The 17,501-nt window shown below is 70.4% G+C and carries 18 protein-coding genes; 5 read left to right on the top strand and 13 right to left on the bottom strand.

Annotation, left to right across the window (positions count from 1 at the left end; all coding sequences use genetic code 11):
* Positions 1 to 7: 7 nt before the first annotated feature.
* A complete protein-coding gene (locus M3195_RS08615; protein WP_251586615.1) occupies positions 8 to 274 on the bottom strand; it encodes a DUF7218 family protein in 267 nt (88 codons plus the stop codon).
* Positions 275 to 397: 123 nt separating this feature from the next.
* Between M3195_RS08615 and M3195_RS08620 the strand changes: the two genes are divergently transcribed.
* The gene (locus M3195_RS08620; RefSeq protein ID WP_179297663.1) at positions 398 to 562 is read left to right on the top strand and encodes a hypothetical protein; all 165 of its coding nucleotides are present in this window, start codon (positions 398 to 400) and stop codon (positions 560 to 562) included.
* Positions 563 to 604: 42 nt separating this feature from the next.
* Here the strand turns inward: M3195_RS08620 and M3195_RS08625 are convergent, their stop codons facing one another.
* Positions 605 to 802, bottom strand: coding sequence for a CsbD family protein (locus tag M3195_RS08625; protein WP_096716281.1), 198 nt, complete (start codon positions 800 to 802; stop codon positions 605 to 607).
* A gap of 204 nt (positions 803 to 1,006) precedes the next feature.
* Between M3195_RS08625 and M3195_RS08630 the strand changes: the two genes are divergently transcribed.
* A complete protein-coding gene (locus M3195_RS08630; protein WP_251586617.1) occupies positions 1,007 to 1,420 on the top strand; it encodes a hypothetical protein in 414 nt (137 codons plus the stop codon).
* Positions 1,421 to 1,426: 6 nt separating this feature from the next.
* Here the strand turns inward: M3195_RS08630 and M3195_RS08635 are convergent, their stop codons facing one another.
* Positions 1,427 to 1,774: a hypothetical protein gene (locus M3195_RS08635; RefSeq protein ID WP_251586618.1), complete on the bottom strand. Its 348-nt coding sequence runs from the start codon at positions 1,772 to 1,774 to the stop codon at positions 1,427 to 1,429.
* 317 nt (positions 1,775 to 2,091) lie between these two features.
* Between M3195_RS08635 and M3195_RS08640 the strand changes: the two genes are divergently transcribed.
* On the top strand, positions 2,092 to 2,586 hold the full coding sequence (locus M3195_RS08640) for an FBP domain-containing protein (RefSeq protein ID WP_251586620.1): 495 nt from the start codon (positions 2,092 to 2,094) through the stop codon (positions 2,584 to 2,586).
* Here the strand turns inward: M3195_RS08640 and M3195_RS08645 are convergent.
* The 4 genes from M3195_RS08645 to M3195_RS08660 are packed head-to-tail and all read right to left on the bottom strand — an operon-like array spanning position 2,583 to position 8,026.
* Positions 2,583 to 4,907 (bottom strand): beta-xylosidase/alpha-l-arabinosidase, encoded by a 2,325-nt coding sequence (locus M3195_RS08645; protein ID WP_251586622.1) that lies wholly within the window; start codon positions 4,905 to 4,907, stop codon positions 2,583 to 2,585. The genes M3195_RS08640 and M3195_RS08645 overlap by 4 nt on opposite strands.
* Before the next feature lie 41 nt (positions 4,908 to 4,948).
* The gene (locus tag M3195_RS08650) at positions 4,949 to 5,827 is read right to left on the bottom strand and encodes a carbohydrate ABC transporter permease (protein ID WP_096716259.1); all 879 of its coding nucleotides are present in this window, start codon (positions 5,825 to 5,827) and stop codon (positions 4,949 to 4,951) included.
* On the bottom strand, positions 5,824 to 6,756 hold the full coding sequence (locus M3195_RS08655; protein ID WP_374209315.1) for a carbohydrate ABC transporter permease: 933 nt from the start codon (positions 6,754 to 6,756) through the stop codon (positions 5,824 to 5,826). Before M3195_RS08655 ends, M3195_RS08650 begins: the two co-directional genes overlap by 4 nt.
* A complete protein-coding gene (locus M3195_RS08660) occupies positions 6,737 to 8,026 on the bottom strand; it encodes an ABC transporter substrate-binding protein (RefSeq protein WP_251586626.1) in 1,290 nt (429 codons plus the stop codon). Before M3195_RS08660 ends, M3195_RS08655 begins: the two co-directional genes overlap by 20 nt.
* Before the next feature lie 162 nt (positions 8,027 to 8,188).
* Between M3195_RS08660 and M3195_RS08665 the strand changes: the two genes are divergently transcribed.
* Positions 8,189 to 9,208 (top strand): LacI family DNA-binding transcriptional regulator, encoded by a 1,020-nt coding sequence (locus M3195_RS08665; protein ID WP_251586628.1) that lies wholly within the window; start codon positions 8,189 to 8,191, stop codon positions 9,206 to 9,208.
* A gap of 1 nt (position 9,209) precedes the next feature.
* On the opposite strand, the gene M3195_RS08670 is transcribed toward M3195_RS08665, so the two are convergent.
* The 4 genes from M3195_RS08670 to M3195_RS08685 are packed head-to-tail and all read right to left on the bottom strand — an operon-like array spanning position 9,210 to position 13,065.
* Positions 9,210 to 10,031, bottom strand: a complete 822-nt coding sequence (locus M3195_RS08670) for a PaaX family transcriptional regulator (RefSeq protein ID WP_251586630.1) — start codon at positions 10,029 to 10,031, stop codon at positions 9,210 to 9,212.
* Positions 10,024 to 11,271 (bottom strand): kynureninase, encoded by a 1,248-nt coding sequence (locus tag M3195_RS08675; RefSeq protein WP_251586632.1) that lies wholly within the window; start codon positions 11,269 to 11,271, stop codon positions 10,024 to 10,026. Before M3195_RS08675 ends, M3195_RS08670 begins: the two co-directional genes overlap by 8 nt.
* Position 11,272: 1 nt before the next feature.
* The gene (locus M3195_RS08680) at positions 11,273 to 12,214 is read right to left on the bottom strand and encodes an amidohydrolase family protein (RefSeq protein WP_251586634.1); all 942 of its coding nucleotides are present in this window, start codon (positions 12,212 to 12,214) and stop codon (positions 11,273 to 11,275) included.
* Positions 12,214 to 13,065: a tryptophan 2,3-dioxygenase gene (locus M3195_RS08685; protein ID WP_096716266.1), complete on the bottom strand. Its 852-nt coding sequence runs from the start codon at positions 13,063 to 13,065 to the stop codon at positions 12,214 to 12,216. Before M3195_RS08685 ends, M3195_RS08680 begins: the two co-directional genes overlap by 1 nt.
* A 141-nt stretch (positions 13,066 to 13,206) precedes the next feature.
* Here M3195_RS08685 and M3195_RS08690 point away from each other — a divergent pair, with 141 nt between their 5' ends.
* Positions 13,207 to 14,712: a glutamate-cysteine ligase family protein gene (locus M3195_RS08690; protein ID WP_251586636.1), complete on the top strand. Its 1,506-nt coding sequence runs from the start codon at positions 13,207 to 13,209 to the stop codon at positions 14,710 to 14,712.
* A gap of 11 nt (positions 14,713 to 14,723) precedes the next feature.
* On the opposite strand, the gene M3195_RS08695 is transcribed toward M3195_RS08690, so the two are convergent.
* Positions 14,724 to 16,433, bottom strand: a complete 1,710-nt coding sequence (locus M3195_RS08695; RefSeq protein ID WP_251586638.1) for an amidase — start codon at positions 16,431 to 16,433, stop codon at positions 14,724 to 14,726.
* Positions 16,430 to 17,473: an agmatine deiminase family protein gene (locus M3195_RS08700; RefSeq protein WP_251586640.1), complete on the bottom strand. Its 1,044-nt coding sequence runs from the start codon at positions 17,471 to 17,473 to the stop codon at positions 16,430 to 16,432. The genes M3195_RS08695 and M3195_RS08700 overlap by 4 nt, the downstream gene beginning before the upstream one ends.
* Positions 17,474 to 17,501 lie beyond the last annotated feature (28 nt).

The raw sequence follows: 17,501 nt of genomic DNA on the forward strand, positions 1-17,501 counted from the left end.
GCCGCGCCTAGTGGTTCCGCAGCGCCGAGATCAACTCGGCCTTGCGCTTGCCGCTGTAGCCGGTGAGCCCGATCTCCTTCGCGCGCTTGCGAAGCTCGTCGACCGTCCAGTCCTCGTAGTCGCCGTGCTTGCCGCCGCGGCGCCCGACGGTGCTGCGGCCCTCTTTCGCCGCGGCGTTCGAGATGCGGGCGGCCTTCTCCTTCGACGCTCCGTCATCGCGGAGCTCCTCGTAGAGCTCGGGGTCCTTGAGCGAGTTGTTCCTGCGTCCCGGCATGTCACTGCTCCTTACTCACGATCGGATGGTCTGCGTCAAGCCCCTGCGTCGAGGGGTGTCTTCGGGTCTACGGTGAGGGCACCGAAGACGGGCGCGCCCTGCGCCCCAGAGAAGGGAAGACCGATGAATATCCTTCTGATCATCGTCATCGTGATCGCCGTCATCCTGGCGATCACCGGTGGACTCGTCCAGTCCCTGCAGTTCCTGCTGTGGGTCGGACTCGTGCTCCTGGCGATCGCAGTGATCGCCTGGTTGATCCGATCCATCTCGGGGAACCGCACGCGCTGACCCGTCACGGAATGAGGCCCGCCTCGGCGGGCCTCATTCTCGTTAAGAGTCGCGCAGGCTGTCGCCGGCCTTCTTCGCGGCGTCCTTGACGTTCTCTCCGGCCTGCTTGACCGAGGCCTTGGTCTGGTCGGCCTGGCCCTCGGCTTCGAGGCGCTCGTTGTCGGTGACCTTGCCGACGCCCTCCTTGACCTTGCCTCCGAGCTTCTCGGCGTTGTTCTTGATGTCGTTGTCTGCACTCATGATGCGTCCTTTCATCGTCCGATCAACGGGAATCACACCCTCGCACGGGCCCGGGGAACCGGCCACGGGATTGACAACGGGCGTCTCGCGTGACAGCCGCGCCGGACCGTCGACGCGGGCGCTGCCTGGGGCTAACCTGGCCGGAGGCGGGTGGTCCTGCCCGCTCTCTCACCCGGCCGAGGCCGACGACGGAAGAGGTGCGCGATGGACTCGATGATGATGGATGCCTGGCGGGCGAATATGACCGCGGCACCGGAGATGACGACCATGGACATGGCCGCGATGGACATGTCGGTCTTGCAGGCGGCCATGGACGCGTGCTCCGCCTGTGAACAGGCCTGCACCGTGTGCTCGACCCAGATGATGGACTGTTCGCCGGCGTGCATGAACTGCGCCGACATGTGCCACACCATGATGCGGTCGATGCTGCGGATGCAGGGGATGACCCCCGCGTCGATGATCGCGATGCTCGACGCGTGCATCGCCATGTGCCAGACCTGCATGGACGAGTGCATGGAGCACGCCGCGCACAGCGACGTCTGCCGCATGTGCGCTCAGGCGTGCCAGGCGTGCATGGACGCGTGCATGGCCGTGCGCGACATGCTGGTCCCGGCCTGACGCAGGTCAGCCGAGTGCGACGTTGAACTGCGCTCGGCCGATCGCGAGCACGCCGTAGCGCACGTGCAGGGCCACCGGGGTGCCTACCGGAGCCTCGAGGGCGGCGCCCCCGCCGTTCCAGAGCGCGTGCGCAGCGCCGTCGAGCGTGCGCACCACAACGTCGCCGGAGACCGGGTCGGCGTGCTCGACGACCGCGTCGACCCACTCCGACGGAGTCGCGGAGGCCAGGCGCGCCTGGATCAGGTGCAGCGCGTGGCCGGGGGCGTGCGAGGAGCATGCGTCGCCGCGGTGGCACATGCACGCCGAACGCTCACGCACCGTCGAGGGTGAGAGATGGTTCTGCGGCGTGGACACGGCTGGCTCCTTCAGGATGCGGTCGGGTGGGCGTTCCGGCCAGCGTAGGCGCGGCATCCGTCCGAGTGAACCCGCACCGCCACGAGGCGAAACAAACAGGCGTATACTCGCCGGGTGCTGTTTTCGATGAGCGCCCCCGGACACCCGGAGCGGGCGCGGAACGGAGCCGCAGGCGCATCTCGCGCCGCGGGCAGAGGCTGACGATCGGCCGGAGGCGGAACATCCCGTCACCGGTGTCGCGTCGTACCCGGCATCCCGCCGGCATCCACCTCTGACTCCGCCGCCCTCCGGCGGCCCCATCGAAAGCTCATACACTCATGCGTCCCATCGACGAGCGCGCCCTGCGCGCCTCCTTCATCAATGCCACCCGCAAGGAGATCTCCGACATCTCCCTGCCGCCCGGATTCGACGAGATCGACTTCGACAGGCTCGACTACCTCGGCTGGACCGACCCCAAGCTGCCGCGCCGCTCGTACGTCGTGGTGTGGATCGACGACGTCGTGACCGGCGTCGTCCTGCAGCGCGCCGAGCAGCGCGTGCTCGCCCGCGCTCAGTGCTCGTGGTGCGAGGACGTGACGCTTCGCAACGACGTTCAGCTCTACACCGCGCGCAAGGCCGGACCCGCCGGTCGCAAGGGCGACACGATCGGGAACCTCACGTGCGCCGAGTTCGGCTGCTCGAAGAACGTGCGCGTGCTGCCGCCGCTCGCGTATCAGGGGTACGACCGCGAGCTCGCCCGCGAGATGCGCATCCTGAAGCTGCAGGAGCACGTGACCGGGTTCGTCCGCGACGTCGCCGGAGACACGGCCTAGCGGATCTCGAGGACGGCGACCGTCTCCTCGTCATCGCACGCGCTGCCGACCCACAGGCGGAAGCGGCCCGGTTCCACGCGGCGCACGCCGTCGGCGGCCGTGAACGCGAGGCGATCCACCGGCACCTCGAAGTCGACGGTCTTCTCGGCGCCGGCTGCGAGCGCGACCCGCCGGAAGCCCACGAGCTGGGCGACCGGACGGGTCGCGCTCGCGACCTCGTCGTGGACGTACAGCTGCACGACGTCGACCCCGTCCATCTCCCCGGTGTTGCGCACGCGCACCGAGACCCGCAGGACCTCGTCCGTCGGGGCGGTGAGCGCGACCGTGAGCTCGTCGTGCGCGAAGGTCGTGTAGGTGAGACCGAATCCGAACGGGCGCACCGGCGTCGGATCGGCGCTCGTGACGTCGGCCAAGCCGCCGAGCAGGGGATGCAGATACGAGTAGGGCTGCGCCCCCGCCGCGCGAGGCAGGGAGACGGGGAGCCGTCCCGACGGCGTGGTGCGTCCGCTGAGCAGGCGGGCGAGCGCCGGAGCGCCCTCCTCGCCGGGGAAGAACGCCTGCAGCGTCGCGGCCGGTCGCCGGGCGCTCGCGGCGTCCGTCGACGGGACCTCGGAGGAAGAAGCGGTCGTCGTGGAGTTCACCGCCCCGAGCCCGACCGCCACCCCGGCGGCGCCATCACGCGGCGGCAGCGCCCAGTCCCACGCGTAGGGCCTACCGGTCATCGCGACGAGGATCACCGGGGTGCCGGTCGCCACGACCGCGTCGACGAGCGCACGCTGCACGCCGGGCAGCTCGAGCGATTCGACGTCGTTGCCCTCGCCCACGGTGCCGCGCCCGAAGAGGCCGGCGCGATCGCCGACGACGACGATCGCGAGGTCGGCCGCCGCGGCATCCGCCACCGCCTCATCGATGCGGGAGCGGTCGGTGCCCTCCACCTCGCATCCGAGCGCGTGGGTGACTTCGGCTCGTCCGAACTCCGCACGCACCGCGTCGAGCACGGTGGGCAGCTCGATGCCCGCCGGCACCTCCGGGTGATGCGCGAGCACGTGGTTCACGAACGAGTAGCAGCCCATGAGCGCCTCGGAGCTGTCGGCGTTCGGTCCGATCACGGCGATCCGCGCCGTCGTCGAGGTCTCGAGGGGAAGGATGCCGTCATTGCTCAGCAGCACGATCGACTCCTCGGCGAGCCGGCCCGCGAGCGTTCGATGCGCGGCGGAGTCGAGATCGATCTCCTCCGGAGGCGCGCTGAAGTCGGCGTCCAGCAGGCCCAGCTCCTCCTTCTGCGCGAGCACCCGGCCCACAGCGAGATCGAGCACGCTCTCGGGCAGTCGGCCGTCGCGCACCTGGTCCGCGAGCGTGAGGAACGCGTCGGGCGATGGGAGCTCGACGTCGATCCCCGCGCTGATCGCGAGCCGCGCGGCGTCCGCGCCGTCGGCGGCCACCCGGTGCATGCTGCGCAGGAAGTCGACGGCGAAGTAGTCCGACACGACGACCCCGTCGAAGCCCCAGCGCTCGCGCAGGACCTCGGTTAGGTAGTGCGCGTCGGCGGTGACCGGGGTGCCGTCGATGTCGACGTAGGAGTTCATGACGCTGCGCGCCCCGCCCTCGTGCAGCGCCATCTCGAACGGCGGCATCAGGACGTCCTCGATCTCGCGACGCCCGGCGTGCACGGGCGCGTGGTTGCGCCCCGCCTGCGACGCGGAGTAGCCGATGAAGTGCTTGAGCGTCGCGTGCACCCCGGCCGACTGCAGACCGCGCACGTACGCGGTGCCGATCGTGCCGACCACCAGAGGGTCCTCGGCGATGCACTCGTCGACCCGGCCCCAACGTGGATCCCGGATCACGTCGAGCACCGGGGCGAGGCCCTGGTGGATGCCGAGGGCGCGCATCGACTCGCCGATCGCCGCTCCGACCTCGGCGACGAGGTCCGGGTCGAACGAGGCGCCCCAGGCGAGCGGCGTGGGGTAGGTCGCCGCCTGCCACGCGGCGAGACCCGTCAGGCACTCCTCGTGCACGATGGCCGGGATGCCGAGGCGGGTCTCCCGCTGCAGTCGAGCCTGTTCCGTCCAGAGCCAGCGCGCGCGCTCGACGGGATCGACGGGGCGGGTGCCGTACACGCGCGTGAGGTGCCCGATCCCGTGCGCGCTCGCCCCGTCGTAGCGGCTGGAGCTCTTCTTCTCACCCGACAGCGGAGCGACGACCTCGTCGCCCTGATCCACCCAGAAGCCGACGAGCTGCGCCTGCTTCTCCTCCAGCGTCATCTCGGCGAGGAGGGCCTCGACCCGCGGGGAGCGGTGGGGGCGGGGGGTGTGCTGAAGCATGCTGATGTCTCTCTCGGTCGTTCTCGTCGTCATGGGTGCGCTCATCCCTTGACCGCGCCGGTGAGTCCGCCGACGATGCGGCGCTCGAAGACGCTGAAGAAGATGAGCGCCGGGATCATCGACAGCGAGGTGAAGGCGAGGACCTTCGCGGTGTCGACGGAGTACTGCGATGCGAAGGACTGCACGCCGAGCGGCAGCGTGAAAGCCGCCGAGTCGTTGAGGATGAACAGCGGCAGCAGGTACCCGTTCCAGCTGCCGATGAACGCGAGGATGCCGGTCGTGATGACCCCCGGCAGCGAGAGCGGGAGCACCATCCGCCAGAAGAACCCGAGACGACTGCACCCGTCGATGAACGCGGCCTCCTGGATCTCATCGGGGATCGCCCGGAGGAACGGCACGAGGATGATGATCGTGGTCGGGAGCGCGAACGCGATCTGCGGCAGGATGACGCCGCCGAGCGAGTTCATCAGTCCGAGGCTGCGCACGACGATGTACAGCGGGGTGATCGCGACGGTCAGGGGGAACATGAGCCCGGCGGCGAAGAAGGCGTACAGCACGCCGCGACCGGCGAACCGGTAGCGGGCCAGCACATAGGCCGCCATGAGGCCGAGCGCGACGACGCCCAGGGTGGTGGCGAGAGCCACGATCAGAGAGTTCAGCACCTGCCGCCAGAAGATGCCCCCGGTGATGACGTCGAGGTAGTTCGTCAGCACCCACGGCTGCGGCAGGCCGGACGGATCGGTCGTGATCTGCGAGTTCGTGCGGAATCCGCCGACGATGATGTAGGCGATCGGCGCGAGCATGAGTCCGACCGCGACGAGCGCGATGAAGTAGACGCCGGGGTTCGCCCACGGCAGCCGGGGCCGCGGCGCCCGACGCGCACCGGGGCGCTGGGTCACGAGTACCGAGGTCGCGGTCATCGCTTCCTCTCCTTCCTTCCGGCGCCGGTCAGCGCACCCTCGGTGTCGCGCCGGAGCACGGCGCGCTGGTAGATCAGCGCGACGACCAGCGAGATCACGAACAGCACCACGGCCACGGCGTTGCCGTATCCGAAGTTCCCGGCGTTGCGACCCTCCGACACCATGTAGGTGGCCATGGTCGAGGTGCCGGCGGTGGAGGCGATGTACTGCCCCCAGATGATGTAGACGAGGTCGAACAGCTGCAGCGAGCCGATGATCGACAGGAACGCCCAGATCCGCAGCGTCGGGGCGAGCAGCGGCAGGGTGATGCGCCACTGGGTCTGCCAGTACGAGGCGCCGTCGATCGCGGCCGCCTCGTGCAGCTCCTGCGGGATGCCCTGGAGACCTGCCAGGAAGAGGATGACCGCGAACCCGACGTACTTCCAGGTGATGATCGCCATCAGCGTCCAGATCGCGATCGCGGGGTCGGAGAGCCAGTCGGTGGCGAGCGCTCCGAGGCCCATGTTCGTCAGAAGGGCGTTCAGGGCGCCGCTGGTCTGGAGCATGAGGCTCCAGCCGGTGCCGACGACGACCTCCGAGATCACGTACGGGACGAAGATCAGGACGCGAATGAGCGACTGTCCGCGCATGCGGCGGTTCAGCAGCAGGGCCAGGAGGATGGCCACCGGGCCCTGCAGCACCAGAGACATGACGAGGATGACGCCGTTGTGCGCGAGCGCGTCGAGGAAGAGCGGGTCCTGCAGGATCGTGAGGTAGTTCTTGAGGCCGACGAAGTCGGTCGGCACTCCGTAGCCCTGCCAGCTGAAGAAGCCGTAGTACGCGGCCATCAGCACGGGGAAGATGACGAAGGCGAGGAAGACGACGAGGGCGGGCCCGGCCAGAAGGATCACTTCCAGCCGGGCGCGCACCTCACGCCTTCGCTGCCGCATCCTTCACGGCGGCGACGATGTCCTGCGGACCGCCTTGCCCTGCCAGCATGTTGACCACGGCGACGTTCAGCGCGTTGCCGACGTTCTGGCCGTAGACGGTGTCGAGCCACTGCGACGCGTAGGGGGCGGCGTTGTAGGCCTCGAGGATCTTCTGCAGGTACGGCTCGGTCACGGCCTCCTGAGCGACGGTGTTGACCGGCGGAGCGTTGAACGCCTTGTAGTACGCGGTCTGCACGTCGCTCGTGCCGAGGTAGTTCAGGAAGTCGACGCAGGCGTCCGGCGCGTCGACGGAGCAGGAGTAGCCGTCGACGCCGCCCATCATCGATCCGGGCTCGCCCTCGCCGCCCTCGACCTCGGGGAACGGGAACCAGGAGAGGTCGGGCAGCGGCTTCTGGTCGGGGGTGAGCGATCCGATGACGCCGGGGTTCCAGGCGCCCATGAGCTCCATGCCCGCCTGGTGGTTGGCGATGAGCCCGGCGGAGCTCGCTGCGCCCTGCTGTGCGGTGGTCGTGAGGAAACCGCTGTTGAACGGCTCGGTGGCCGCGAAGTCCTGCAGATCCTCGCCGGCGCGCACCCAGCACTCGTCGTCGAAGTCCATCTCGTCTGCGGCCTTCGCGAGCGTGTCGGAGCTGCACTCGCGCAGTGCGAACCAGTAGTACCAGTGGGCGGCCGGCCAGGCGTCCTTGGCGCCGAGTGCGACCGGGTCGATGCCCGCGGCCTTGAGCGCCTCGGTCGCCGTCTCGAGCTCGTCGATGGTCGTCGGGGTCTCGGTGATGCCCGCCTGGTCGAACAGATCCTGGCTGTAGAAGAGCCCGCCGGGGAGCACGGCCACCGGCATCGCGTAGATCTTGTCGTCGAGGCTGTTCGCCGAGTATGCGGCATCCGGGATCTCCTCGGCCGCGGGCCCGGTGATCGCGTCGGTGAGGTCCTTCAGCTGGCCGGCCTTGACCATCGCGGCCATCTTGCCGCCGCCGCGCTGCAGGAAGATGTCGGGGGCGTCGCCGGAGTTCAGCGCGGTCTGCAGCTTGCCGTCGAGGTCTTCGTTCTGAATGGACTGGATCTCGATCGTGACGCCGGGGTTGGCCTCTTCGAAGTCCGCGACCGTCGTCTCCCAGAACTCCACGCCCGGACCGGTGGTGGAGTTGTGCCAAAGGGTCATGCGCGTGCCGTCGCCGTCGCCGCCGGACGGGTCGCCGGTGCAGCCGGAGAGCGCGAGCGCTCCGACGACGACGACCGCTGCGGAGGCGAGGGGGAGCCTTCTGCTGGTCATGTGATGTTCTCCTCATCGAGTTGCGCCTCGCTGCGTTGCGGGCGCCCCGCGGGGGCTCGGGTGAGATCGCGGTGGATGCAGTCTTCTGGCGTCGTGAGGGATCGTCAAACGTTTTCGAAAACAGTTTCCACGTCGCGTCTCGGCGGTCTACGCTGACTCCACATGAGCGGGAGAACGACGATCCACGACGTCGCGAAGGCGGCGGGGGTCTCGGTGTCGACCGTGTCGAAGGCCGTCAACGGCCGGTACGGCATCGCCGACTCGACGGTGCAGCGCGTGCTCGACGCGGTGCGCGAGCTCGGGTATGAATCGAGTCTGGTCGCCAGCAGCATGCGCGCCCGCCGCACCGGTGTCGTCGGCGTGCTGCTCGCCGACTTCGAGCCGTTCAGTGCCGAGATCCTGAAGGGGGTCGGCGCTGCGGTGCACGGGACGGCCGTCGACCTGCTGGCGTACAGCGGGTCGCATCTCGGGGCGGGGGACGGCTGGGAGCGGCGGTCGCTCAGTCGGCTGTCCGGCACGCTGATCGACGCGGCCATCATGGTCACCCCCACCGTGGTGAGCGCCGCGACCGAGATCCCCGTCGTCGCGATCGACCCGCACACCGGACGCGCCGACCTGCCCACCGTCGAGTCCGACAGCTTCGGCGGCGCGCTGACCGCGACCCGCCACCTCATCGAGCTCGGCCACCGGCGCATCGGATTCCTGGCCGGTCGGCCGGACCTGCGCTCCGCCGGACTGCGCGACGCCGGGTACCGACGGGCGCTGTCGGACGCCGGCATCCCCGCGGATCCCGCGCTCGTCGCGGTCGGACGCTACGACCTCGCGATCACGCGCGAGTCGGCTCGGCGACTTCTCGCCGGGGAGGATCGCCCGACGGCCGTGTTCGCCGCGAACGACCTTTCTGCGATCGCCGTGATCGAGGTCGCGCAGGATCTCGGGCTGCGGGTACCCGAGGATCTGTCGGTGATCGGCTTCGACGATGTTCCGGAGGCGTCCCGACGAGCACTCCCGCTCACGACGATCCAGCAGCCGATGCGCCGGCTCGGCGCGGTCGCGGCGGAGATGGTGTTCGCTCTCCTCGACGGGCGGGAGATCGACCAGATGCACGTGACCCTGCCGACGCGGCTCGTCGTCCGGGCGACGACCGCTCCGCCCGACGAGCGGCGCGACCGCGCGTCGTGAATCAGAGGGCCGCGACCACGCTGCGCACGTGTGCGAGCGCCGGGGCTGCGAGAGGGCGCGACCTTCTCATGAACTCCTCGACACTGCGGCGTCCTGGCCAGTCGTCGGGAAGCATCGCCGGCGGCAGTCCCGGGTCGGTGTAGGGCAGCACCCGCCAGCGGTCGATGAGGTGCACATAGGCGGCGAAGGGCTCGCCGGGAAGGGTCGCCAGCGACCGCTGGAAGGCCAGGTGCTCGGCGCGCAGCGCCTCGAGGTCCCACCAGCTCGCAGCCGCTTCGACGAGCGGTCCCGGTGGTGAGGGCGCGTCCGCCAGGAACAGCGTCGCCCATCGGCGAGCGTCGAGGTCGTCGAGGATCTGCTCGACTTCCCCGCGCAGGTGTCCTGGGCAGATCCAGAGCGCGGATGACACGCGCCCGGCGCCGATCCACTGCAGGCGGCGGCGGAGCTGATGGCGCACGCTGCGCGCCGTCTCGGGTACCGAGAACGACACGAGGCACCAGTCGTCGCCATCCGTCATCTCGTGCATCGCGAAGATGCGCCGGTCGCCGCGTTCGAGCATCGGCACCGCGCCGGGGTTCAGCCGGTACCCGGGAGCCTGCCGCCGCTCGCTCTGCACCAGGCCCTTCTGCTTGAGCCGCGTGATGCCCGTGCGGGCCGGGGCCTCGGCGATGCCGAGATGGCCCGCGAGGGTCACCAGGTCAGCCGTCGAGATCCAGCCGCCCAGCGGTCGCAGGTACAGACCGATCAGGGTGCGCAGCAGCGAGGCGGTGCTTCCGGGCCGGGCGTCGATGTCGTCGAGCGGCTGCCCGACCGGGTCAGCCATGCGTCTGCAGCGCGTCGCTGACCGTGAGCACCCCGCGGACCGTCTCGGAGAACGACGTGCTCAGCGGCGACAGCCCGAGGCGGATGCCGTCGGGGAACCGGAAGTCGGGGATGATGCCGTCGGCCCAGAGCCGCTGCGTAACGGCACGGAAGTCGGGGTGGCCGATCGTGACGTGGCCGCCGCGCGCCGCGGCATCCCTCGGGCTGAGCAGGCGCACCCCGAGCGGGGCGAGCACCTCGTCGTGGGCGCGGATCGCGAGATCGGTGAGTGCCTGCGACTTCTCGCGCACCGCGTCGATCGTCGCCTGCTCGATGAGGTCGAGCATCCCCTGCATCGCGAGCATCGAGGTCACCGGCGGGGTGCCGCTCAGCAGTTGACGGATGTCGGACGCCGGCACGTACTCGGGCCCCATCGCGAAGATGTCGGCCGCGCTCCACCACCCCTGGATCGGTTGGCGCAGCACGCCCTGCAGCGCGTGGCGCAGGTAGGCGAACGCGGGGGATCCCGGTCCGCCGTTCAGGTACTTGTAGGTGCAGCCGACCGCCATATCGACGCCCCACTCGTCGAGCTGCATGGGCACGACGCCCGCCGAGTGGCAGAGATCCCACATCATCAGGGCGCCGACGTCGTGTACCGCGGCGGTGATCGCCGGCATGTCGGCCAGCGCGCCGGAGCGGTAGTCGACGTGGCTCAGCGAGACGACGGCCGTGCGCTCCGAGAGCATGGCGACGACGTCGGCGACCTGCACGCCGTGCACCGGATCGGGATCGATCCAGCGGATCGACGTACCCGTCTCGGCCGCCACGCCCTCGACGAGGAAGCGGTCGGTCGGGAAGTTGCCCCGCTCCATCACGATCTCGGTGCGCGCCGGGTCGTGCGGGATGGCGGCGCGCAGCAGCTTGTAGATGAGCACGCTCGTCGAGTCGGCGACGACCGTCTGACCGGGAGCTGCGCCGAGCGCGACCGCGCCGATGCGGTCGCCGAGCTGCATCGGCAGCGCCATCCACTGCTCGTCCCAGGAGCGGATGAGGCGCGTGCCCCAGTCCTCTCGGGCGAATGCCGCGAGGCGCTCCGGGACGTCGCGCAGCGGGCGCCCGAGCGAGTTGCCGTCGAGGTACGCGTGCACTCCCGGTGCGTCGGCGAACGCGTCGAGGTGCGCGCCGAGCGGGTCGGCCGCGTCGAGGGCGGCCGCGAGCTCCAGGAGGGAGTCGGCGCCGGGGCGCGATTCGTGAGCGGTCATGTCAGGCCTCCAGATCGGCGGGGGTGAGCGGTCGGGCGAGCGTCGGGTCGGCGCCGCGGTGCGGCAGCACGAGCAGCACGGATGCCGGGTCGCGGGGATCGGCGGGCGCGAGCGCGCGCAGCAGGGCGATGTCGTCGAGCCCCGCGTCTCGCAGCGCCGCGACCTCGAGCGGGTTCACATCGACCGGCGTCGGACCGTTGCCCATGTCGGTGCCGTAGCGGACGGCGCCGCCCGCGGCGTGGAACCGGCGCACGTTGTCGAGGGCGACGTGCAGGTCGGCTTCCGCGTGGATCGCGAGCGTCGAGATCCAGCAGACGGACGCCGCCTGCTCGGCGATCTCGTCGTCGGTGAGCCTCTCGGTGAAGGGCGCGTGCGCGAGCGTCGCGGCCCCGAGCCGGGCGACGCGCTGCGCCTCGCCGCGCCCCTCGGCATGCGCGACGACCGTCAGGCCGCGGGCGCCCGCCGCTTCGACGACCACCCGGAACACGATGTCGTCGAACACGGGTCCCGCCGAGCTGTTGCTCGCGACCTTGATGCAGGATGCTCCGGCATCCGCCATCTCGGCCACTGCCGCGACGGCGTCCCCAGGGCTCGCGATCTCGCGGAACGAGCCGGCGGGAGTCCAGGAGCGATCGGACGGATATCCGCCGACCGGTGTGAGGAACGCCCCGGCGAAGTCGATGCGGGCGGCGCTCGCGTACGACGCGACGACCCCGGGATCCCCACCGAGGTCGACGACCCTTCCGAGGCGCGATCCGGCCGGCCGCTCGTGCTCGACGAGCTGCAGATGCACGTGATGATCCGTGAATCCGCCGACGATCATGCCGTCGAGTCGAGGGACGTCGGATGCCGCGGGCTCATCGCGCAGCAGCATCCGCTCCCCGTCGAGGACGACGACGCCCTCGCGCCATCCCTCGCCGTCGAAGAACGTCGCGGCCCTCATCAGCCGCCGATCTCGGTGCGCACGGTGTACAGCTCGGGGAAGAAGGTGAGGTCGAGTGCGCGCTGCAGGAAGCCGACGCCGCTGGATCCGCCCGTGCCGACCTTCATGCCGATCGTGCGGGCGACGGTCTTCAGGTGGCGGAAGCGCCAGAACTGGAAGTTGTCCTCGAGGTCGACGAGGTCCTCGCACGCCTCGTAGAGGTCCCAGTGCGTTGCGGGGTCCTGGTAGATCGCTCGGATCGCCGGCACGAGCTCGGGCGTCTCGCGATAGGGCAGGCGCACGTCGCGGTCGAGGATCTCGGCGGGCACGGGCAGGCCGCGGCGCGCGGCGAAGCGCAGGAACTCGTCGTACAGCGTCGGCTTCTCCCACTCGGCCTCGAGCAGTGCGCGGTTCGCGGGGTGGTCGGAGAAGACGCCGAGCATCTTCTCGTTCTTGTTTCCGAGTGCGAACTCGACGGCGCGGTACTGCACCGACTGGAAGCCCGACGAGTTGCCCAGCGCCCCGCGGAACTGCGCGTACTCGGTCGGGGTGAGCGTGGCGAGCACCGACCACTGCTGCGTGATGACGTCCTGGATCCGCTTGATGCGTGCGATGCGCTTGAGGGCCTCGCGCAGGTCGTCGCGGGCGAGCAGCTCGCGCGCAGACGACAGCTCGTGCAGCAGCTGCTTGAGCCAGAGCTCGGTGGTCTGGTGCTGGATGATGAACAGCATCTCGTCGTGGTGCTCGGGGACGCTGACGGGATGCTGCGCCGTGAGCAGCTGGTCGAGTGCGAGATACGACCCGTAGGTCATCTTTCCGCTCAGGTCCGTGACGATGCCGGATTCCAGCGCGCGCTCGTTCTCGGTGCTCATCCCGTGAACATATCACGTTCGTGGCGAGCGTCACGGAGCTGATATGTTAGCGGGCTCGACAGCATAGCGGTGCGTCGCCGTCGCGCGCGAGAGGGGAGCGCGGTGTCGACGGCGAGCCGCCCCGATCGATACCGTCGGAGGATGGGCGACAGCATCGAGGCGCGGACCTTCACGCGCCAGGACCGTACTCAGTTCCGTGCGAAGACCGAGCGGGGGCTCGACGCCCTGGCGTCCATGCTGGCGGACGGGCGATTCGCCCCTGTGGATGCTCCGGACTCGCAGCTCGGCATGGAGATCGAGCTGAACCTGGTCGATGATCAGGGAGCGCCCGCCCGCAGCAACGCGGCAGTGCTCGACGCGATCGCCTCTCCGGCCTTCCAGACGGAGCTCGCGCGGTTCAACGTGGAGGTCAATGTCGCGCCGCGACCGATCGGCGCCGGTCATCTCCGAGAGCTCGAAGGTGTCCTGCGCGGCGCGCTCGACGTCGCCGACGAGCGCGCGCGGTCGGCCGGCAGCAGCCTGGCGATGATCGGGATGCTCCCGACGCTCGACGAGACGCACTTCACGGAGCGCTGGTTCTCGGCCGATCCGCGCTACAGCGTGCTCGGACAGCAGATCCTCACCGCTCGGGGTGAGGACATCGAGCTGCAGATCGACGGGGTCGCGCTGAGCGACGACCGACCCGCCGAGCAGCTCGCGATGGTCTGCGACACGATCCTGCCGGAGGCCGCGTGCACCTCCGTGCAGCTGCACCTTCAGGTCGCTCCCGAGTCGTTCGCGTCGTACTGGAACGCGGCGCAGGCGATCGCCGGCGTGCAGGTGGCGCTCGCGGCGAACTCCCCGTTCTTCGCAGGCAAGGCGCTGTGGCACGAGACACGGATCCCGATGTTCGAGCAGGCGACCGACACCCGTCCGCAGGAGCTCAAGAACCAGGGCGTGCGACCCCGCGTCTGGTTCGGCGAGCGCTGGGTGACCTCGATCTTCGACCTCTTCGAGGAGAACTCGCGATACTTCCCGGCCCTGCTGCCCGTGTGCTCGGACGAGGATCCCTTCGAGGTGCTCGACGAGGGGCGTGCGCCCGAGCTCTCCGAGCTGCGCATGCACAATGGAACCGTCTACCGCTGGAACCGTCCGATCTACGATGTCGCCGACGGCACCGCGCACCTGCGCCTCGAGAACCGGGTGCTGCCCGGCGGACCCACGGTCGTCGACGTGATGGCGGATGCCGCGTTCTACTACGGCCTCGTGCGGAGCACCGCTGAAGCGGATCGCCCGATCTGGACGCAGATGACCTTCGACGCCGCCGCCGAGAACCTGCAGGCCGCCGCTCGCGGGGGCATCGACTCGCGGTTGTATTGGCCGGAGGTCGGCTGGATCAGCCCGCGGGAGCTCGTTCTGCGGCGGTTGCTTCCGGCGGCGGCCGAGGGACTGGACGCCTTCGGTGTCGACGCCGAGGTGCGCGACCGGTATCTCGGCATCATCGAGCAGCGGTGCCTCACCGGCCGCAACGGCGCGGTCTGGCAGCGCGAGAACGTGGCGGCTCGTGAGCGTTCCGGCGCGACGCGATCCGACGCGCTGCACGGCATGCTCGCCGACTACCTCGAGCGGATGCAGTCCGGCGAGCCCGTGCACACCTGGACGCACTGACGCCAGGGTGACTACAGGGCCGGGGTGCGCGGCGGGGGGATGCGGCGCTCGCCCGGACGGCCGATCGCCTCGAACGCCGCAGCGAGGCGAAGCAGCGCCGAGTCGTCGTAGGCGCGACCGGCGAAGGTCAGGCCGATCGGCATCCCGATGTCGGCCATCAGTCCCATCGGCACGGTGACCGTCGGGATCCCGAGGTGTCGCACCGTGAGGTTGCCGTTCGCGATCCACGTGCCGTTGCGCCAGCCGAGATCGGCCGACGCCTCGTTCACGTCCATGTCGGCGGGGCCGACGTCGGCGACCGCGGGGAACACGACGGCGTCGAGCCCGAGGCGGTCCATCCACTCTTCGAGATCGACGCGACGGGTCTCCTCCAGTCCGCGCAGCCCCTCGGGCAGCTCCGGCATGTCGGCGATCCCGACGCCGGGGTTGTCGCGCACCCACTGCGGGTACTCGGCGATGTCGTCGTCGAAGCCGGTGTACCGGTCGGGCAGTGCGCCCGCGGGGTGCGGGAAGATCGTCGCCCCGTCGACGTCGGCGAGGGTGGACAGACGCGGGTCGCCGTTCGCCCGCAGGAAGTCCTCCCAGCCCCAGGCCGACAGGTCGACGATCTCGCGGCGCAGATACTCGGGCGATACGAGTCCACGGGTCGCGATCGTCGGGGCGCCCGGACGGTCGCCCTCGTAGTTCGACACGACGGGGAAGTCGACCTCGACGACCGCGGCTCCGGCGGCTTCCAGATCGCGCCGGGCGGCCTCCCACCGGGCGATCACCGACGCGCGCGTGTCGATGCGCTGCCCCGTCGGACCGCCGATGCCGGGAGAGGCGGCGGTGCCGGCATCGGGATCCGCGTTGATGTACAGGCGCGGGATGCCGATGCGGGCGCCGCGCAGAGCCTCGCCGCCGTTCACGAGCGCCGGGTACGACTCCGGCCGCACGTCCGAGGCGGCGGGGAGGTCGACCCACGGCTGGGTGCGCCAGAAGTCGCCGCGCGTCTCGGTGTCGTCGGCGACGATCACGTCGAGCACCTCGAGCAGATCGGCCATCGTGCGGGTGTGCGGCACGACGACGTCCATCGTCGGCACGAGCGGCCAGTTGCCGCGGGTCGAGATCACGCCGCGCGAGGGCGTGTACGCGCACAGGGCGTTGTTCGTGGCGGGGCCTCGCCCGCTCGACCAGGTCTCCTCGCCGAGTCCGAAGGCCGCGAAGCTCGCGGCGGTCGCGGTGCCCGATCCGTTCGACGATCCCGACGCGAACGGCGCGGTGAGGAAGTCGGCGTTGTACGGACTCTCGGCGCGCCCGTAGACCCCGCGCTGCATGCCGCCGTTCGCCATCGGGGGCATGTTCGTCAGGCCGAGGCAGATCGCGCCGCCGGCGCGCAGACGTTCGATCGTGAAGGCATCGCGCTGCGCGATGAGCTCGGCGAAGGCCGGGCTGCCGGATGCCGCGGTGAGACCGCGCACGAGGTAGCTGTCCTTCGCGGTGTACGGGATGCCGTCGAGCGGCCCGAGCGCCTCACCACGCGCGCGGCGGGCGTCGGAGGCCTCGGCCTCAGCGTGCGCCTCCGGGTTGCGGACGACCACGGCGTTCAGCGCGGTGGCGGTGTCGGGACCGTCGAACGCGTCGATGCGCGCGAGGTAGGCGTCGACGAGGTCGACCGCCGTGACGGCTCCGCTCTCGAGCGCGCGGCGCAGTTCGGCGATGGTGGCCTCGTGGACGTTCACGGGGTCACCACCGCGATCCGGGGCTGCTGCTGCGTGATGCAGTGGATGCCGCCGCCGCGGTCGAACAGCGGACGGGCGTCGACGGTGATGACCCGCCGACCGGGATAGGCGGCGGCGAGGATCTCGCGCGCCGCGGCATCCGCCTTCTCGTCGCCGAACCCGCACGCGACCACGCCGTCGTTCGTGACGAGGTGGTTGACGTAGCTCCAGTCGACGAAGCCCTCGTCGTCGCGCAGCGTGGCCGGCGCGGGCAGGTCGATGATCTCGAAGCGGCGACCGGCGGCATCCGTCTGTCCGGCGAGGTGCGACCGCAGCTCGCGGCTCACCTCGTGGTCGGGGTGGTCGGGGTCGCGCTGGTCGTGCAGCAGCAGGCGGCCGGGGGAGGCGATCGTCGCGACGATGTCGATGTGGCCGTTCGTGCCGAAGTCGTCGTAGTCGCGGGTGAGTCCGCGCGGCAGCCAGACGGCCTTCGCGGCGCCGATCGTGCGAGCCATCTCGGCCTCGACGCGCTGCCTGTCGGCATACGGGTTGCGGCGGGGGTCGAGCTGCACGGTATCGGTGAGCAGCACGGTGCCCTCGCCGTCGACGTGGATGCCCCCTCCCTCGTTGACGAGCGTCGAGCTGACGAGCTCGGCGCCGACGGCTCCGGCGATGATGCGGGCGTGCTGGGCGGCCTTGCGCCACTGCGCCCACTCGGGCGCGCCCCAGCCGTTGAAGATCCAGTCCACGGCACCCAGCACGCCCGGCCGCTCGTCGTCGATCACGAACGTGGGACCGGAGTCCCGCATCCAGAACTCGTCGACCGGAGCCTCGACGATGTCGATGTCGCGGCTCAGCATGCGCCGGGCTCGGGTGACCTCTGCGGGGTCGACCAGCATCGAGACGGGCTCGAACTCGGCGACGGCATGGGCGACGGCGGTCCAGGTGCCGTAGCCCTCCTCGCGCTCGGCGGCCGTGTCGCCGAGCGTCGGCCCCTCGGCGGGGAACGCCATCCAGGTGCGCTCGTGGGGTGCCGTCTCGGCGGGCATGCGCCAGGCCATGGGTCGTCTCCTCACCGTGATCGCTCGC

Origin of the sequence: Microbacterium hydrocarbonoxydans (assembly GCF_023715885.1) — a bacterium.
Lineage (GTDB): Bacteria > Actinomycetota > Actinomycetes > Actinomycetales > Microbacteriaceae > Microbacterium > Microbacterium hydrocarbonoxydans_C.

What these genes read in the sequence shown, in the direction of transcription:
- M3195_RS08685 (WP_096716266.1), bottom strand. Translation starts at nt 13,065, where the DNA reads ATGAGCACCGAGAACGAGCGCGCGCTGGAATCCGGCATCGTCACGGAC.
- M3195_RS08645 (WP_251586622.1), bottom strand. Translation starts at nt 4,907, where the DNA reads ATGCTTCAGCACACCCCCCGCCCCCACCGCTCCCCGCGGGTCGAGGCC.
- M3195_RS08650 (WP_096716259.1), bottom strand. Translation starts at nt 5,827, where the DNA reads ATGACCGCGACCTCGGTACTCGTGACCCAGCGCCCCGGTGCGCGTCGG.
- M3195_RS08690 (WP_251586636.1), top strand. Translation starts at nt 13,207, where the DNA reads ATGGGCGACAGCATCGAGGCGCGGACCTTCACGCGCCAGGACCGTACT.
- M3195_RS08615 (WP_251586615.1), bottom strand. Translation starts at nt 274, where the DNA reads ATGCCGGGACGCAGGAACAACTCGCTCAAGGACCCCGAGCTCTACGAG.
- M3195_RS08670 (WP_251586630.1), bottom strand. Translation starts at nt 10,031, where the DNA reads ATGGCTGACCCGGTCGGGCAGCCGCTCGACGACATCGACGCCCGGCCC.
- M3195_RS08680 (WP_251586634.1), bottom strand. Translation starts at nt 12,214, where the DNA reads ATGAGGGCCGCGACGTTCTTCGACGGCGAGGGATGGCGCGAGGGCGTC.
- M3195_RS08665 (WP_251586628.1), top strand. Translation starts at nt 8,189, where the DNA reads ATGAGCGGGAGAACGACGATCCACGACGTCGCGAAGGCGGCGGGGGTC.
- M3195_RS08675 (WP_251586632.1), bottom strand. Translation starts at nt 11,271, where the DNA reads ATGACCGCTCACGAATCGCGCCCCGGCGCCGACTCCCTCCTGGAGCTC.
- M3195_RS08630 (WP_251586617.1), top strand. Translation starts at nt 1,007, where the DNA reads ATGGACTCGATGATGATGGATGCCTGGCGGGCGAATATGACCGCGGCA.
- M3195_RS08660 (WP_251586626.1), bottom strand. Translation starts at nt 8,026, where the DNA reads ATGACCAGCAGAAGGCTCCCCCTCGCCTCCGCAGCGGTCGTCGTCGTC.
- M3195_RS08700 (WP_251586640.1), bottom strand. Translation starts at nt 17,473, where the DNA reads ATGGCCTGGCGCATGCCCGCCGAGACGGCACCCCACGAGCGCACCTGG.
- M3195_RS08625 (WP_096716281.1), bottom strand. Translation starts at nt 802, where the DNA reads ATGAGTGCAGACAACGACATCAAGAACAACGCCGAGAAGCTCGGAGGC.
- M3195_RS08640 (WP_251586620.1), top strand. Translation starts at nt 2,092, where the DNA reads ATGCGTCCCATCGACGAGCGCGCCCTGCGCGCCTCCTTCATCAATGCC.
- M3195_RS08655 (WP_374209315.1), bottom strand. Translation starts at nt 6,756, where the DNA reads ATGCGGCAGCGAAGGCGTGAGGTGCGCGCCCGGCTGGAAGTGATCCTT.
- M3195_RS08620 (WP_179297663.1), top strand. Translation starts at nt 398, where the DNA reads ATGAATATCCTTCTGATCATCGTCATCGTGATCGCCGTCATCCTGGCG.